At 69.0% G+C, this 16114-nt stretch carries 16 protein-coding genes and 1 tRNA gene; 12 read left to right on the top strand and 5 right to left on the bottom strand.

What is annotated here, in order from left to right; all coding sequences use genetic code 11:
• Positions 1-28 precede the first annotated feature (28 nt).
• The 6 genes from paaA (at position 29) to ACFT7S_RS02700 (ending at position 4939) form a co-directional block, all read left to right on the top strand.
• Positions 29-1075 (top strand): 1,2-phenylacetyl-CoA epoxidase subunit PaaA, encoded by a 1047-nt coding sequence (paaA, locus tag ACFT7S_RS02725; RefSeq protein ID WP_382726013.1) that lies wholly within the window; start codon positions 29-31, stop codon positions 1073-1075.
• On the top strand, positions 1072-1362 hold the full coding sequence (gene paaB / locus ACFT7S_RS02720; RefSeq protein ID WP_382726010.1) for a 1,2-phenylacetyl-CoA epoxidase subunit PaaB: 291 nt from the start codon (positions 1072-1074) through the stop codon (positions 1360-1362). The genes paaA and paaB overlap by 4 nt, the downstream gene beginning before the upstream one ends.
• The gene (gene paaC / locus ACFT7S_RS02715; RefSeq protein ID WP_382726007.1) at positions 1359-2060 is read left to right on the top strand and encodes a 1,2-phenylacetyl-CoA epoxidase subunit PaaC; all 702 of its coding nucleotides are present in this window, start codon (positions 1359-1361) and stop codon (positions 2058-2060) included. The genes paaB and paaC overlap by 4 nt, the downstream gene beginning before the upstream one ends.
• Entirely contained in the window at positions 2054-2551 is a 498-nt protein-coding gene (paaD, locus tag ACFT7S_RS02710; RefSeq protein ID WP_382726004.1) for a 1,2-phenylacetyl-CoA epoxidase subunit PaaD, read from the top strand. Before paaC ends, paaD begins: the two co-directional genes overlap by 7 nt.
• The gene (locus ACFT7S_RS02705) at positions 2552-3604 is read left to right on the top strand and encodes a 2Fe-2S iron-sulfur cluster-binding protein (protein WP_382726001.1); all 1053 of its coding nucleotides are present in this window, start codon (positions 2552-2554) and stop codon (positions 3602-3604) included.
• Positions 3605-3766: 162 nt separating this feature from the next.
• Positions 3767-4939, top strand: a complete 1173-nt coding sequence (locus ACFT7S_RS02700; RefSeq protein ID WP_382725999.1) for an acyl-CoA dehydrogenase family protein — start codon at positions 3767-3769, stop codon at positions 4937-4939.
• A 4-nt stretch (positions 4940-4943) separates the two neighbouring features.
• Here ACFT7S_RS02700 and ACFT7S_RS02695 read toward each other — a convergent pair whose 3' ends face one another.
• The 4 genes from ACFT7S_RS02695 to ACFT7S_RS02680 all read right to left on the bottom strand — a co-directional run bounded on the left by ACFT7S_RS02695 (position 4944) and on the right by ACFT7S_RS02680 (position 9033).
• Complete coding sequence (locus ACFT7S_RS02695) at positions 4944-5288, bottom strand: rhodanese-like domain-containing protein (RefSeq protein ID WP_382725997.1); 345 nt, start codon at positions 5286-5288, stop codon at positions 4944-4946.
• A 46-nt stretch (positions 5289-5334) separates the two neighbouring features.
• Entirely contained in the window at positions 5335-6243 is a 909-nt protein-coding gene (locus ACFT7S_RS02690; RefSeq protein ID WP_382725995.1) for a J domain-containing protein, read from the bottom strand.
• Positions 6244-6301: 58 nt separating this feature from the next.
• Complete coding sequence (locus ACFT7S_RS02685; protein ID WP_382725992.1) at positions 6302-7762, bottom strand: DUF2252 domain-containing protein; 1461 nt, start codon at positions 7760-7762, stop codon at positions 6302-6304.
• Between the two features lie 143 nt (positions 7763-7905).
• Entirely contained in the window at positions 7906-9033 is a 1128-nt protein-coding gene (locus ACFT7S_RS02680; protein ID WP_382725990.1) for a hypothetical protein, read from the bottom strand.
• A 104-nt stretch (positions 9034-9137) separates the two neighbouring features.
• Between ACFT7S_RS02680 and ACFT7S_RS02675 the strand changes: the two genes are divergently transcribed.
• Positions 9138-9587, top strand: a complete 450-nt coding sequence (locus ACFT7S_RS02675; protein ID WP_382725987.1) for a MarR family winged helix-turn-helix transcriptional regulator — start codon at positions 9138-9140, stop codon at positions 9585-9587.
• Positions 9588-9770: 183 nt separating this feature from the next.
• Here ACFT7S_RS02675 and ACFT7S_RS02670 read toward each other — a convergent pair.
• Positions 9771-9853, bottom strand: a tRNA-Leu gene (locus ACFT7S_RS02670).
• 316 nt (positions 9854-10169) lie between these two features.
• Here ACFT7S_RS02670 and ACFT7S_RS02665 point away from each other — a divergent pair.
• From ACFT7S_RS02665 to ACFT7S_RS02645, 5 genes are all read left to right on the top strand, one after another.
• The gene (locus ACFT7S_RS02665) at positions 10170-11054 is read left to right on the top strand and encodes an FhaA domain-containing protein (RefSeq protein ID WP_382725985.1); all 885 of its coding nucleotides are present in this window, start codon (positions 10170-10172) and stop codon (positions 11052-11054) included.
• 10 nt (positions 11055-11064) lie between these two features.
• Positions 11065-11586, top strand: a complete 522-nt coding sequence (locus ACFT7S_RS02660; RefSeq protein ID WP_382725982.1) for an FHA domain-containing protein — start codon at positions 11065-11067, stop codon at positions 11584-11586.
• A 129-nt stretch (positions 11587-11715) separates the two neighbouring features.
• Positions 11716-13224 carry a PP2C family protein-serine/threonine phosphatase gene (locus ACFT7S_RS02655; protein WP_382725979.1) on the top strand — a complete coding sequence of 503 codons (1509 nt, stop codon included), beginning with the start codon at positions 11716-11718 and terminating at the stop codon, positions 13222-13224.
• A 20-nt stretch (positions 13225-13244) separates the two neighbouring features.
• Positions 13245-14645, top strand: coding sequence for an FtsW/RodA/SpoVE family cell cycle protein (locus ACFT7S_RS02650; protein WP_382725977.1), 1401 nt, complete (start codon positions 13245-13247; stop codon positions 14643-14645).
• The gene (locus ACFT7S_RS02645; RefSeq protein WP_382725974.1) at positions 14642-16096 is read left to right on the top strand and encodes a peptidoglycan D,D-transpeptidase FtsI family protein; all 1455 of its coding nucleotides are present in this window, start codon (positions 14642-14644) and stop codon (positions 16094-16096) included. The genes ACFT7S_RS02650 and ACFT7S_RS02645 overlap by 4 nt, the downstream gene beginning before the upstream one ends.
• The last annotated feature ends 18 nt before the right edge of the window (positions 16097-16114 follow it).

Raw genomic sequence — 16114 nt, 5'->3', positions numbered from 1 at the left:
CGAACGATCGGTCGGTAGGGAGCCCGGGATGGCGGCAGTGACTGCGGACCAGCAGAAGCACAGGGCGGCAGGCGCAGCGGAAACGGCGCAGGACGCGGCAGGGGACGCGGCCCGCACCGCGGCGTTCGACGCCGCGGTGGCGGCGGACGACCGAATCGAGCCGCGCGACTGGATGCCGGAGGCGTACCGGGCCTCGCTGGTCCGCCAGATGGCCCAGCACGCACACTCGGAAATCATTGGCATGCAGCCCGAGGCCAACTGGATCACGCGCGCGCCCTCGCTGCGCCGCAAGGCGATCCTGATGGCCAAGGTCCAGGACGAGGCGGGACACGGGCTGTATCTCTACAGCGCCGCCGAGACCCTGGGCACGAGCCGCGAGGAGCTGCTCGACAAGCTCCACGCCGGGCGCCAGCGGTATTCGTCGATCTTCAACTATCCGACGCTGACCTGGGCGGATGTCGGCGCGATCGGCTGGCTGGTGGACGGCGCCGCGATCACCAACCAGGTGCCGCTCTGCCGCTGCTCCTACGGCCCGTACGCCCGCGCGATGGTCCGGATCTGCAAGGAGGAGTCCTTCCACCAGCGGCAGGGGTACGAGCTGCTGCTCGCCCTCAGTCGCGGGACCCCGGCCCAGCACGAGATGGCCCAGGACGCGGTGAACCGCTGGTGGTGGCCGTCCCTGATGATGTTCGGCCCGCCGGACGACGCATCGGCGCACTCCGAGCAGTCGATGGCCTGGAAGATCAAGCGGCACTCCAACGACGAGCTGCGCCGACGCTTCGTGGACATCTGCGTCCCCCAGGCCGAAGCGCTCGGGCTCGCCCTCCCCGACCCTGACATCCGGTGGAACGAGGAGCTGGGCCGGCACGACTTCGGCGACATCGACTGGACGGAGTTCCAGGAGGTCCTCAAGGGCAACGGGCCCTGCAATGAGCAGCGCCTCACCCAGCGGCGCACAGCTCACGAAGAGGGCGCCTGGGTCCGCGACGCGGCGGCGGCCTACGCCACGAAACACACCACAGGACGGCCCGGGCCCACCGGAACGGCCACACAGCCCGGGGAGGCAACGGCATGAGCAGCTCGACCGACTGGCCGCTGTGGGAGGTGTTCGTGCGCTCACGGCGCGGACTGTCCCACACCCACGCAGGCAGCCTGCACGCCCCGGACGCCGAAATGGCCCTGCGCAACGCACGCGACCTGTACACCCGCCGCTCCGAGGGTGTCTCAATCTGGGTGGTGCCGTCGACGGCGATCACGGCCTCCTCGCCGGACGAGAAGGACTCGTTCTTCGAACCGGCCGGCGACAAGCCCTACCGGCACCCCACGTTCTACGAGATCCCGGAAGGGGTGAAGCACCTGTGACCGCGGCCCTCGCCCTCGGCGACGACGCGCTGGTGCTCTCGCACCGGCTGGGAGAGTGGGCAGGCCACGCCCCCGTACTGGAAGAAGAAGTGGCGCTCGCCAACATCGCCCTGGACCTGCTGGGTCAGGCCCGCGTGCTGCTCTCCCTCGTCGGCGACGAGGACGAACTCGCCTATCTCCGCGAGGAGCGGGCCTTCCGCAACGTCCAGCTGGTAGAGCAGCCGAACGGCGACTTCGCCCACACCATCGCCCGGCAGCTCTACTTCTCCGTCTACCAGCACCTGCTGTACGAGCGCCTGGCGGCCGGGGACGGCGAGTTCGCGGACCTCGCGGCGAAGGCGGTCAAGGAGGTCGCCTACCACCGCGACCATGCCGAGCAGTGGGCCCTGCGCCTCGGCGACGGGACGGCAGAGAGCCACGAGCGCATGCAGAGCGGTCTCGACACCCTGTGGCGCTTCACCGGCGAGCTCTTCCAGCCCGTCGAGGGCATCGGCATCGACTGGCAGGCGCTCCGGGCCGGCTGGCTGGCCGCCGTCACAGACGTGGTGGAACGGGCCACCCTCACCGTCCCGGCAGGACCGCAGTCGGGGGCGTGGCAGGCCGGGGCCGGACGGCAGGGACTGCACACCGAGCCCTTCGGCAGGATGATCGCCGAGATGCAGCACCTGCACCGCAGCCACCCGGGGGCGTCATGGTGACCGAGACCCGGCTGGAAGCGGAACTGCACAGGCTCGCGGGCGCCGTTCCCGACCCCGAGCTTCCCGTACTGACCCTGCAGGAGCTCGGCGTGCTGCGCAGCGTCCGGGTGGACGGCCCGGACAGCGTCACGGTGCAGCTCACCCCGACGTACACGGGCTGCCCGGCGATCGAGACCATGTCCGCCGACATCGAGCAGGTCCTGCACGACCACGGAATGAAGGACGTCTCGGTGGTCACCGTTCTCGCCCCCGCCTGGTCGACGGACGACATCAGCGACGAGGGGCGGCGCAAGCTCTCGGAGTTCGGTATCGCACCCCCGCGCCCCCAGGGCGGCACGGGCGGGCCGGTGCCCCTGACCTTGGCGGTGCGCTGCCCGCACTGCGGTTCGACCGACACCGAGCTGCTCAGCCGCTTCTCCTCCACCGCGTGCAAGGCGCTGCGCCGCTGCGTGGCCTGCCGCGAGCCGTTCGACCACTTCAAGGAGTTGTAGATGTTCCATCCGCTCCGGGTCAGCGCGATCGAACGGATCACGGACGATGCGGTGGCTGTCACCTTCGCCGTGCCGCCCGAACTGCGCGAGACCTTTCGCCACACCCCGGGTCAGCACCTCAACGTGCGCTACGCCCTCGACGGCCAGGAGATCCGCCGGTCGTACTCGATCTGCGCGCCCGCCGTCGAGGCGCCGGCCGACCCGGTGCTGCGAGTGGGTATCCGCATGGTCGACGGAGGGGCGTTCTCCACGTACGCCCTCAAGGAACTGGCCGTCGGTGACCAGGTTGAGGCGATGCCCCCGATGGGCCGCTTCGTGCTCCGGCCGCGGCCGGGCTTCTTCGCCGCGATCGTCGGTGGCAGCGGCATCACGCCGGTGCTGTCCATCGCGTCGACGCTGCTGGCCCGCGAACCCCTGGCCCGGTTCTGTCTGATCCGCAGCGACCGGACCGCGGCCTCGACGATGTTCCTCGACGAGGTGGCCGACCTCAAGGACCGCTACCCGGGCCGCTTCCAGCTGGTCACCGCCCTCTCGCGGGAGGAGCAGGCAGCCGGTCTTCCGTCGGGCCGCCTGGACCGGGAGCGGCTGACCGGCCTGCTGCCGGCCCTGCTGTCCGTCCCGGACGTGGACGGCTGGTTCCTCTGTGGGCCGCTGGGCCTGGTGCAGGGTGCGGACAAGGCGCTGCGGGAGCTGGGCGTCGACCGTTCCCGTATCCACCAGGAGATCTTCCACGTCGAGGACAGTCCGGCCCCCGCCACCCGGATCGAGGTGCCCACGGACAGCACCCTCACCGCGACTCTCCACGGCCGCTCGGGGAGCTGGCCGGTGCAGGACGCGGAATCGCTTCTGGAGACGGTGCTGCGCAGCCGGTCGGACGCCCCGTACGCGTGCAAGGGCGGGGTGTGCGGCACGTGCCGCGCGTTCCTCGTATCGGGTGAGGTGCGGATGGACCGCAACTTCGCGCTGGAGCCGGAGGAGACCGAGGCCGGCTTCGTCCTGGCCTGCCAGTCGCACCCGGTCACCCCGGAGGTGGAGCTCGACTTCGACCGCTGACAGTCGTGGTGTGACTGCCCCGGTGTGACCGCCCCGGTGCGTGAGCACCGCCCTGTTCGCCCTGTTCCCTTCTCCTAGAACCTGTTCTATCTTGACGAACCGTCAGGTCCGGTTGCGGGCCCAGCGGTTCAGGGACACTACGGTTCGCGGGAGGCCGGGACAGTGGACTTCACCTTCACCGAGGAACAGCAGGCAGCCGTCGAGGCGGCAACGTCGGTCTTCGCCGGGGTCGCACCCGACGGTGTCCCCAGCCCCGCCCTGACCCCGGGGGCGGTGGCCGAGGACATGGACCGGCCGCTCTGGGCCGGGCTCGCCCGCACCGATCTGCTGAGCCTGACGCTGGCTCCGGAACACGGCGGGGCCGGGCTCGACCTGGTCGCGCTCTGCCTGGTGCTGCGCGAGTCGGCCAGGGTGCTGGCCCGGGTGCCCCTGCTGGAGGCCTGCGCGGTCGCCATGACCCTTCAGCGGTACGGCGACCGCGCTCTGGCGGCGGAGCTGCTGCCGAAGTTCGGCCGGGGCGAGCTGGTCCTCACCGTCGGCGCCAACGGCCGCACCGGCCACGACCCGGCAGAGCTCTCCGTCGCGGCCCGCAGAGCCCCGCAGAGTGACACCGGGACCGCAGCCGAAGCCACGGCCGGGGCGGGATGGGTGCTCGACGGGGTGCAGTCAGCGGTGCCGTGGGCTCAGTGCGCGGACTGGATCGCGGTGCCTGCCCACACGGCTGAGGGACAAGCGGTCCTCGCCCTGGTCCGCCGTACGCACGACGGCGTCCATCTCGCCGAGCAGGTGTCCACCAGTGGCGAGCGTTTTGCCGAGGTCAGGCTGGACGCGGTCCGCATCGACGACCGTGAGCTGATCGAAGCCGAGGGCGCCTGGGAATGGCTGCGCAACCTCCTCACGACCGGGACCTGTGCTCTGGCACTCGGTCTGGGCGAGAGCGTGCTTGCCATGACGAGCGCGTACACGGGCAAGCGGGAACAGTTCGGCTTTCCCGTGGCCACGTTCCAGGCCGTCGCCGTACAGACCGCTGACCGGTACATCGATCTGCGGGCCATGGAAGTGACCCTCTGGCAGGCGGCCTGGCGGCTGTCCACCGGAGCCGACGGAGCCCTGCCCGCCGCCGGGGACATCGCCGTGGCGAAGATCTGGGCATCGGAAGGCGTACGCCGCGTCGTGCAGACGGCACAGCACCTGCACGGCGGCATCGGCGCCGACACCGACTACCCCCTGCACCGCTTCCACGCCTGGGCAAAGCAGATCGAGCTCTCGCTGGGACCGGCAGCAGCCCACGAGGAGGCACTGGGCGACCTGCTGGCCGCCCATCCCCTCGGCTGATCTCTCAGAGGACGAAGGCCGGGCTCGCGCCGTCCGCGACCATCGGCCGCCCGGCACCGTCCCAGGCCTGCATACCGCCGTCGATGTTCACCGCGTCGATGCCTTGCTGGACCAGGTACTGCGTCACCTGGGCCGACCGGCCGCCGACCCGGCACATCACGTGGACACGCCGTCCGTCCTCCGCCGCCTCGGTCAGCTCGCCGAAGCGGCCCACGAAGTCACTCATGGGGATGTGCAGCGCGCCCTCGACATGCCCGGCCGCCCACTCGTCGTCCTCCCGGACGTCCAGCACGAAGCCTTCCGACGGCACCGCCGCAACATCCACCGAGGGCAGCGGGGCGAAATTCATGGGTCATGCCTTCTCTCGTACGTACGCGGCAGGGATACCCGGAACGCTACTGCACCAGGTCCGCCAGCTCGGCCTCACGCTGAGAAACCTCAGCCAACAGCTTCTCGCCGATGTCCTCCAGCAACCGGTCCGGATCGTCCGGCGCCATGCGCAGCATCGATCCGATGGCGCTCTGCTCCAGCTCCTGAGCCAGAACCGTCAGCAATTCCTTGCGCCGGCTGAGCCACTCCAGCCGTGAGTACAGCTCTTCGCTCTCGCTGAACCGGGCCTCGGGTGCGACCGGCCCCGCCTCCCATTCCTGGACCAGCTCCCTCAGCAGCGCCTCGTCCCCGCGCCCGTAGGCGGCGTTCACGCGGGTGATGAACTCGTCGCGGCGCTCCCGCTCCTTCTCGTCCGGCGCCAGGTCCGGATGCGCCTTGCGTGCCAGTTCGCGGTAGAGCTTGCGGGCCTCCTCGCTGGGCCTGACCCGCTTGGGCGGCCGGACGGGCTGCTCGGTGAGCATCGCCGCAGCCTCGGGGGACAGACCGTCGGAGTCCATCCAGTCGTGGAACAGCTCCTCGACCCCCGGCATCGGCATGACGATCGCCCGCGCCTCCTGGGCCTTGCGCACATCCTCCGGATCCCCGGTCCGGGACGCACGGGCTTCCGCGATCAGCGCATCCAGCTCGTCGAGCCGCGCGTACATCGGGCCGAGCTTCTGGTGGTGCAGCCGGGAGAAGTTCTCGACCTCCACCCGGAAGGTCTCCACCGCGATCTCGAACTCGATCAACGCCTGCTCGGCCACCCGCACCGCCTTGGCAAGCCGCTCCTCCGGACGAGGCGCCGCACCCTCCGCGTCTTCGGGCCGGCCGCCCTGCGGCTCGCCCTGGGCAGCGGACGGTTCGTCCTGCCGGTCGTTGTCCTGCCGGTCATCGTCGTTCCGGGTGGTTGGCACCCCGGCGGCTTCGTGGGTCACCCGTCCAGCGTATGGCCAGGACCGGCACCCCGAGGACCCGCAGCCGCCGGGATCTTCGTCAAACGCCGAGTTCGGCGGCTATTCGCCCCGCCGCGACCGCCCGCACCAGCTCGGCGTGATCCGCTTCCGTCCGGTCGGCATACGTCACGGCGAAGGAGGCCATCGCCTCGTCCAGCTCGGTGTTCTTGCCGCAGTAGGCCGCCAGCAGACGGGGGTCCGCACTGTGCGCGTGGGCGCGCGCCAGCAGCGCACCGGTCATCCGCCCGTAGTCGTCGACCTGGTCGGCCACGAGCGCCGCCGGGTCCACGCTGCCCTTGCGGTTCCTGAACTGACGGACCTGGAACGGCCGCCCGTCGACCTCCGCCCAGCCGAGCAATATGTCGCTGACGACCTGCATCCGCTTCTGCCCGAGCACCACCCGGCGACCTTCATGCGCGATCTCGGCCACATCGAAACCGACCTCCGGAAGATAGGGCGCCAGCGCGGAAGGCCTGGCCTCCTTCACCTGAAGCACCAACGGCTCGCCCCGGTGATCGAGCAGCAGCACCACGTAGGACCGCGTCCCGACGCTTCCCGTGCCGACCACCCGGAACGCCACATCGTGGATGGCGTACCGCGCCAGCAGCGGCACCCGGTCCTCGGAGACCGTGCTCAGATAGCCACCGAGCCCCGCAGCGACCGCCGCCGCCTCCTCGTCCGGCACCCGGCGCAGCACCGGCGGAGCGTCGATGAACCGGCGCCCGCCGTCCCCCGAGTCCTCCGTGGACCTGGCGGCGAAACGGGCGCTCGTGTTGTTGCGCGCCTTCTCCGAGACCCGCTCCAGCGTCCCGACGAGGTCCCGCGCGTCCGTGTGCGAGACGAGCTCCTCATCCGCGATCGCGTTCCACGCGTCGAGCGCCGGAAGTCCGGCCAGCAGCCGCATCGTCCGCCGGTACGCACCCACGGTGTCGTACGCACCCTTTCGGCAGGTGGCCTCGTCGGCACCGGCCTCGCGGCCCGCGAGCACCAGAGAGGTGGCGAGCCGCTTGAGGTCCCACTCCCACGGGCCGAAGACCGTCTCGTCGAAGTCGTTCAGGTCGATGACGAGATTTCCCCGCGCATCGCCGTACAGACCGAAATTGGCCGCATGTGCGTCCCCGCAGATCTGCGCACCCACCCCGGTGACCGGCGTACCCATGAGGTCGTGGGCCATCAGTCCCGCCGAGCCGCGCATGAAGGCGAACGGAGTGGCCGCCATCCGCCCCACCCTTATCGGCGTCAACCCGGGCACGCGGCCCCGGTTCGACTCCTCGACCGCCTGCACGGCGTCGGGCCGGCCGGGAGGAAGGACCAGTGAGCTGTGCGCGGACCGCGCCACCTCGGCTCTCAGCGCCTTGCCCGCCGCCTTCAGCGAACCGTTGGCTCCCGCTGCGGCCGGCGAGCCCAGTGCCGCGCGCCGCGCGAACCCGGGCACGACCGGAATGCGCGCGGCACCCGCCCCACTCCGCTGCCCCAGTGCAGTCGTATCGATCTCACCCATGGAACGCCGCCTCCCCCGTCTCCCGGCCGTCCGCCATCAATTCCCGATGACGGTACCGCCGTTCGCCGACAAGCGTCCGACCCTGTGGACAAGTCACGCATCACCCTGTGGACAACATCGACAAGGGCCACGATCACCGCCGGTCAGACGCCGACGGTCTCCTCCATCTCCTCCTCGGCCTCGGCATCGGTCGCCCGCGCGTCCGACTGCGCCTCCGACCGCGTCTCCGACCCTGCTTCCGACCGCGCCCCTTCGGCAGTCCCAGGGCCCGGCACCGCGACAACCCGGCGCCGCTGCGCCTCCGCCCACCCGGCCACACCCATGAGGGCCAGCCCCGCCACGAACCACAGCGTGAGAACCAGCAGGTGACCGCCCAGCCCATGGCCACCGAAGTACACATGACTGCGCACGCCCTCGACGAAGCCCGCGCCGTTCCAGAACGAGTGAAGCGCACCGAAGAACCCGGGCTGCACCTCGGGCCGGAAGATGCCGCCGGAACTGGTGAAGTTGAGCATGACGAACAGCACCATCAGGCCGAGCGTCGTCCAGCGCTTGAGGAAGGTGTGCAGTCCGACACCGATCAGCAGAATGCCCGCCGAGTAGAGCCAGGCCATCGCCCAGAGCCCACCGAGCCCGTGGTCCACGAGGCCGAAGACCGGCCCGGCGAGCGCCATGCCGATCACGCTCACTACGAGCGAGGCACCGACCGCCAGCGCGGCCCTGATCCACAGCGCCAGCGCCGCACCCGCGCCGCCGATCACCGCGACCGACGCGTACGAGCCGATGCTCAGTACGACCAGCAGGAAGAAAATGCCCTGCCCCGTCGCGTCCCCGTCCGCCGACGGCACCACGTCCGTGACCGTGAGCGGCGCCCCCTGCTCGGCCGCCACCTTGGTGAAGACCTTCTCCACCACCATGGCGCTGGTGTCCGACGAGGCGGTGGCCACGAGGAGCTCAGGGCTCTTCCCCGGCAGGTACGCCCCGTAACTCGCCTGCGTGCTCAGGTGGTCCACGGCGGTTGCGCGGTCGGCCACCGTACGCACGCTCAGTGCGCCGTCGCCCTTGTCCTGCAGCGTCTGCGCGAGCACCTGGGCGCTCGGTCCCGAGCCGACCACATCCACCCTCATGTCGTGCGGTGCCGGGGCGTGGAAGGCCCCCAGGTAGGCGAAGCCCATGCCCACACACATCAGCAGCGGCGTAAGGAGATGACTGAGGACATGGCGCAGCGCGGCGGCCGGGGAGCCGGAGGCGTTGGTCGGGCCTGCGGACATCGAGAACAGCTCCAGTAGTTGGCTTTTACAACTTCAAGTTCCGTTGTACTATACAACTGAAATTCGACAAAGGCGCACCAGCGAGAAGCGCGAAAGGCAGATCAGTGACAGACACACCCGGGGAACGCGAAGAGTCGCTGGACGTCATTCAGCGTGAACTGACCGCCTTCGCGCGCCGCGCACGATCGGCGGCCGCGCGGCTGCACCCGGAACTACCGCTGGTCTCGTACACACTGCTGGCCCATATCGACGAACAGCACGGTTGCCGAGCCGCCGATCTGGCCGCGCACTACATGCTCGACAAGTCGACCGTCAGCAGGCAGATCGGAGCCCTGGAAAAGCTGGGCCTGGTCGAGCGCCATTCGGACCCCGCCGATCACCGCATCCAGGTACTGCACCCCACCGAGGCCGGAATACAGGCCCTCGCATCGACGAAATCCAGCCGCCGGGCCGCCTACCGTCAACGCCTCGGCGACTGGACAGCGGAAGATCTCTCCCAGTTCGCGCAGTATCTGCTGCGCTACAACTCCGCCGGCGAGACAGCGGCTCAGTAGCCGCCTGCCCGGCTCAAACCGGGCGTTTCACGTGAAACAAACCACTGCGACAAACCGCGCAACAAACCGCGGAACACGCAGCTGAACAACCACGTCCGCACAACGACGAAACGGCCGCCATCGTGATTCCGATGACGACCGTTTCTGCGTTACTACCAAGCACCAACCATCGGCGCTCCGTTGTGCGCGAGGGGGGATTTGAACCCCCACGTCCCTAAGGACACTGGCACCTGAAGCCAGCGCGTCTGCCGTTCCGCCACTCGCGCATGAGTGTTGTTTTGAGACTCTCTCACCGTTTGGTGTGAGCGCCTGGCGACATCCGGAAGATTAGCACGATGGACTGGGTGGATTCACATCCGTTGTTTTGGCGAACACCTGAGGGGAAGCGGGAACGCGGAGCCTGCGCCCCCCACTCCTCCTGACCGCACCCCGAGTGCGGGACACTGTGAGGAGGCCACCTCTACGATCCGTGTGAGGGGTGACACTCATCCACTGGGCAGACAAGGGGAACCAGCCGATTTCCCGACGCGTGGATACGATCAGTAGGCAGTACAGGGATGACGACACCGGAGGAGGTGCCCCATGGGAGTCATGAAGCGTTTCGAGCAGCGTCTCGAAGGTCTGGTCAATGGCACCTTCGCCAAGGTCTTCAAGTCAGAGGTCCAGCCCGTCGAGATCGCGGGCGCCCTCCAGCGCGAGTGCGACAACAACGCCACGATCTGGAACCGCGAGCGGACCGTCGTCCCCAACGACTTCATCGTCGAGCTGAGCACACCCGACTACGAGCGGCTCAGCCCGTACTCCGGCCAGCTCGGCGACGAGCTGTCCGGCCTCGTACGGGACTACGCCAAGCAGCAGCGCTACACCTTCATGGGCCCGATCAAGGTCCACCTGGAGAAGGCCGACGACCTCGACACCGGGCTCTACCGTGTCCGCAGCCGGACGCTCGCGTCGAGTTCGTCACAGCAGGGCCAGCCCGGACAGCAGGCCGGCCCTGCCCAGCACGCACAGCCGAACCGGCCCGGCCCCGGGCGGCCCGCCGCCCCGCAGGGCCCAGGCGGTTACGGTTACCCCCCGACCGCCGCTCCGCCCATGCCCGCGGCCCCGCCGCCGGGCGCCGGGCGCCCCGGCGGCCCCTCGACCGACCGGCGCCCTCCGACCGCACCCGGCCCCCTGCCGGACGCACAGGTACGGCGCTGGATCGAGATCAATGGCACCCGCCATCAGATCTCCCGCCCGACGTTGGTGATGGGACGAAGCACCGACGCCGACGTGCGGATCGACGATCCCGGCGTATCGCGCCGGCACTGTGAGATCCGGACCGGAACGCCCTCGACGATCCAGGATCTCGGGTCTACCAACGGCATCGTGGTAGACGGGCAGCACACCACCCGCGCTACGCTCCGCGACGGCTCGCGGATCGTCGTGGGCAGCACCACCATCGTTTACCGGCAAGCCGAAGGGTGAAGCGGGGGCAATGTCAGAGCTGACCCTGACGGTCATGCGGCTAGGTTTCCTGGCCGTTCTGTGGCTGTTCGTCATCGTGGCCGTTCAGGTCATCAGAAGCGACCTGTTCGGAACACGCGTCACGCAGCGCGGCTCACGCCGCACTGCCGCCGACGCACGCCCGCAGCAGGGGCGCCAACCATCCGCTGCTGCTGCTCCACCGCAGCAGCGCCAGCAACCCGGGCGCCAGCGCCGCGGGGCACCCACCAAACTGGTCGTCTCCGAAGGCACCCTCACCGGTACTACGGTGGCGCTCCAGGGCCAGACCATCACCCTGGGACGGGCGCACGACTCAACGATCGTGCTGGACGACGACTACGCGTCCAGCAGGCATGCCAGGATCTACCCGGACCGTGACGGCCAGTGGATCGTCGAGGATCTCGGGTCCACCAATGGCACGTATCTCGACCGGACCCGACTCACCACCCCGACGCCTGTTCCGCTGGGCGCGCCGATCCGCATCGGCAAGACCGTCATCGAGCTGCGGAAGTAGTACGAAAATGAGCGAGCGGAGCGAGCGAGCCGCGGCGGTCCTTACGACGGACCCGGCCCGGCTCCCGACCGGAGGGTGGGCAGTGTGGCTCGAGACCGGCTGTACCCCGAACCGACGGGCGAGGTGCGCATGAGCTTGTCCCTGCGCTTCGCCGCCGGATCGCACAAGGGCATGATCCGGGAAGGCAACGAGGACTCCGGCTACGCCGGCCCCCGCCTTCTCGCCATCGCCGACGGCATGGGCGGCCAGGCGGCCGGAGAGGTCGCCAGCTCAGAGGTGATCTCCACGCTCGTCCAGCTCGACGACGACGTGCCGGGCTCCGACATCCTGACCTCGCTCGGCACAGCGGTCCAGCGGGCCAATGACCAGCTGCGTCTGATGGTCGAGGAGGACCCCCAGCTGGAGGGCATGGGCACCACGCTCACCGCCCTGCTCTGGACAGGTCAGCGCCTCGGCCTCGTCCACGTCGGCGACTCCCGCGCCTATCTTCTGCGCGACGGTGTGCTGACGCAGATCACCCAGGACCACACCTGGGTGCAGCGTCTCGTCGACGAGGGCCGGATCACCGAGGAAGAGGCCACCACCCACCCGCAGCGCTCCCTGCTGATGCGGGCGCTGGGCAGCGGCGACCACGTCGAACCCGACCTCTCCATCCGTGAGGTCCGGGCCGGCGACCGCTATCTGATCTGTTCCGACGGGCTTTCCGGCGTCGTCTCCCACCAGACGATGGAAGAGACCCTGGCCAGCTACCAGGGGCCCCAGGAGACCATCCAGGACCTCATCCAGCTGGCTCTGCGCGGCGGCGGCCCCGACAACATCACCTGCATCGTGGCCGACGTCCTGGACGTCGACAGCAACGACACCCTGGCCGGTCAGCTCAACGACACCCCGGTCATCGTCGGAGCGGTCGCCGAGAACCAGGCCGCCCAGCACAACGACGGCGGGGCCATGCAGACCCCGGCGGGACGCGCGGCCGGACTCGGCCGCCCCGTCCCGCCGCCCGCCGGCGGCTTCGGCCCGCCCGGCAGCGGCGACGACAACGGCTACGGCGGAGCGCCGGACGGCGCCTTCGGCTCGTACACCGACGACGACTTCACCAAGCCGCGCGGCGGCCGTAAGTGGCTGAAGCGGTCCCTGTACGTCGTCCTGGCGCTCGCCGTCATCGGCGGCGGTCTGTACGCCGGCTACCGCTGGACGCAGACGCAGTACTACGTGGGCGCGAAGGACGAGAACGTCGCGCTGTACCGCGGCATCAGCCAGGACCTTGCCTGGGTGTCGCTCTCGAAGGTCGAGAAGGACCACCCCGAGATCGAACTCAAGTACCTCCCGCCCTACCAGCGCAAGCAGGTCGAGGCGACCATCGCCGAGGGCAGCCTCGCCGACGCCCGCAAGAAGGTCGGCGAACTCGCCGCCCAGGCATCCGCATGCAAGAAGGACGCCCAGCGCCGCGCAGCCGAGGCCGAGGCCGACGCCCGCACCGGCGAGGGCCAGGCAGGGGGCACCGCCGGTGCTCCCGCAGACAAGACTTCCGCCACGTCCTCCACCACGGGGACCAAGCCGACCGCAGCGACTCCCACTCCCGGCCCCAGCCTCTCGGAGGAAGAGAAAAAGCTGGTCCCGCAGTGCGGTAAGCAGTAAGCCGTAGGGGGCCTCAGCACATGAGCGTTGTCACCAACACGACCACCATCGGCGCGATCGACGCACCGAGCCGCCGCAACACCGAGCTGGCGCTTGTCGTTTTCGCCGTCGTCATCTCGGTGTTCGCCTACGCCAACGTGGGCCTCGCGCTCAACGGCGAACTGCCCTCCGGCATGCTCGGATACGGAATCGGGCTCGCCCTGCTCGGCGGCGTGGCCCACTTGGCGGTCCGTAAGTTCGCCCCGTACTCGGACCCGCTGCTGCTACCGCTGGCCACGCTGCTGAACGGTCTGGGACTGGCACTCATCTGGCGCCTGGACCAGTCCGTACGCTTCCAGGCCGAGAGCACCTTCGTCGCCGCTGCCTCCAAGCAGCTGCTGTTCTCCGCAGTCGGCGTGGGGCTGCTGGTGGTCGTTCTGGTGGCGCTCAAGGACCACCGGCTCCTCCAGCGCTACACGTACATCTCCATGGTCGTGGCGCTGTTCCTGCTGATCCTGCCGATGTTCTTCCCAGCCGTGAACGGTGCCAAGATCTGGATCAAGATCCCCGGCGTCGGCACAATCCAGCCTGGCGAGTTCGCCAAGATCATCATCACGGTCTTCTTCGCCGGCTACCTCATGGTCAAGCGCGACGCCCTTGCTCTGGCCAGCCGCCGCTTCATGGGGCTCTACCTGCCGCGAGGCCGTGACCTCGGACCGATCCTCATGGTCTGGGCCTTCTCGATCCTGATCCTCGTCTTCGAGACCGACCTCGGTTCCTCCCTGCTGTTCTTCGGCATGTTCGTCGTCATGTTGTACGTCGCAACCGAGCGCACCAGCTGGATCGTCTTCGGCCTCGTGATGTCCGCGGCCGGCGCCGTCGGCGTCGCCTCGTTCGAACCACACGTCCAGGATCGCGTCGAGGCTTGGCTCGACCCGTTCGCGGGTTGGGGCAAGGTGGCTGCGAGCGAGCAGATGGCGAAATCCCTCATGGCCTTCGGCTCGGGCGGCACCCTCGGTACCGGCCTCGGCCAGGGCAACTCCGACCTGATCGGCTTTGCCGCCAACTCCGACTTCATCCTCGCCACCGTCGGCGAGGAGCTCGGGCTGGCCGGCATGATGGCCGTCCTCCTCATCTACGGTCTGATCGTGGAGCGAGGCGTCCGCACGGCGCTCGCTGCCCGCGACCCGTTCGGCAAGCTCCTCGCCGTCGGTCTCTCCGGCTCCTTCGCCATTCAGGTCTTCGTCGTCGCCGGCGGCGTCATGGGACTCATCCCGCTGACCGGTATGACCATGCCGTTCCTCGCGGCCGGTGGCTCGTCCGTGATCGCCAACTGGGCGCTGATCGGCATCCTGATCCGTATCAGCGACACCGCACGCCGCCCCGCTCCGGTGCCCGCCCCCTCCACGGACGCCGAAATGACCCAGGTGGTCCGGCCGTGAACAAGCCCCTGCGACGAATCGCGATCTTCTGCGGGGTCCTGATCATGGCGCTGCTCGTACGGACCAACTACCTCCAGTACGTGCGCGCCGACGAACTCAACGCGCGTGATGAGAACCGGCGCGTACGTATCGACCGGTACGCCCACGAGCGCGGCAACATCATCGTCGACGGGAATCCCGTCACCAGCTCCGTCAAAACGACGAGCGGCGACTTCATGTACAAGCGTGACTGGAAGGACGGCCCCATGTGGGCGCCCGTCACCGGATACGCCTCGCAGGCCTTCGATGCCTCCCAGCTCGAGAAGATCGAGGACGGCATCCTCACCGGCAACGACGACCAGCTCTTCTTCGACCGGACCCTGTCGATGTTCACCGGTGAGAAGAAGCAGGGCGGCAACGTCGTCACGACGCTCAACGGCGCCGCTCAGAAGGCCGCCTTCGAAGGGCTCGGCAACAAGAAGGGCGCCGTCGCCGCGATCGATCCGCAGACCGGCGCCATCCTGGCCCTCGCGAGCACACCCTCGTACGACCCCTCGTCCTTCGCCGGTAACTCCGACAAGGACACGGCGGCGTGGCAGAAGCTCCTCAAGGACAAAGACAAGCCCATGCTCAACCGGGCCCTGCGGGAGACCTACCCGCCCGGCTCCACGTTCAAGGTCGTCACCGCCGCCGCGGCGCTGGAGAACGGTCTGTACGACGACATCGACGCGAAGACCGAGTCCCCGCTTCCCTGGACGCTGCCGCAGACGAGCGTCCCGCTGAAGAACGAGGGCAACATCCCGTGTGAGAACGCGTCCCTCCGGGAAGCGCTCCGCTGGTCGTGCAACACCGTCTTCGGCAAGATGAGCGACGACCTCGGCAACGAGAAGATGATCGAGCAGACCGAGAAGTTCGGCTTCAACAAGGAGATCTTCACTCCGGTCCGCGCCGACGCGAGCATCTACCCCAAGGACAACCGGCCGCAGAACGCGATGGCGGGCATCGGCCAGGCGTCCAACCGCACCACCCCGCTCCAGATGGCCATGGTCGCCTCCGCGATCGCCAACGACGGCAAGCTCATGCAGCCGTACATGGTCGCCGAGCGCCAGGCACCCAACCTGGACGTCATCTACACCCACGAGAAGGAGCAGCTCGGTCAGCCGCTCTCTGGTGAGAACGCCCAGAAGGTCCAGCAGATGATGGAGACCGTCGTCAACAGCGGCACGGGAACCAATGCCCGGATCGACGGCGTCACAGTCGGTGGCAAGACCGGTACCGCCCAGCACGGTCTCAACAACAGCGAGAAGCCGTACGCCTGGTTCATCTCGTACGCCAAGACCGACAGTGGCTCCCCGGTGGCCGTGGCAGTGGTGGTCGAGGACGGCAACGCCAACCGGGACGACATCTCGGGTGGTGGTCTGGCCGCCCCGATTGCCAGGAATGTGATGAAGGCGGTCATCGACAACAAGTGATCACCGTCACAGCGGCCG

The sequence above is a fragment of the Streptomyces sp. NPDC057136 genome (genome assembly GCF_042670885.1).
Lineage (GTDB): Bacteria > Actinomycetota > Actinomycetes > Streptomycetales > Streptomycetaceae > Streptomyces.
This window is presented reverse-complemented; position numbering and strand designations above follow the sequence as displayed.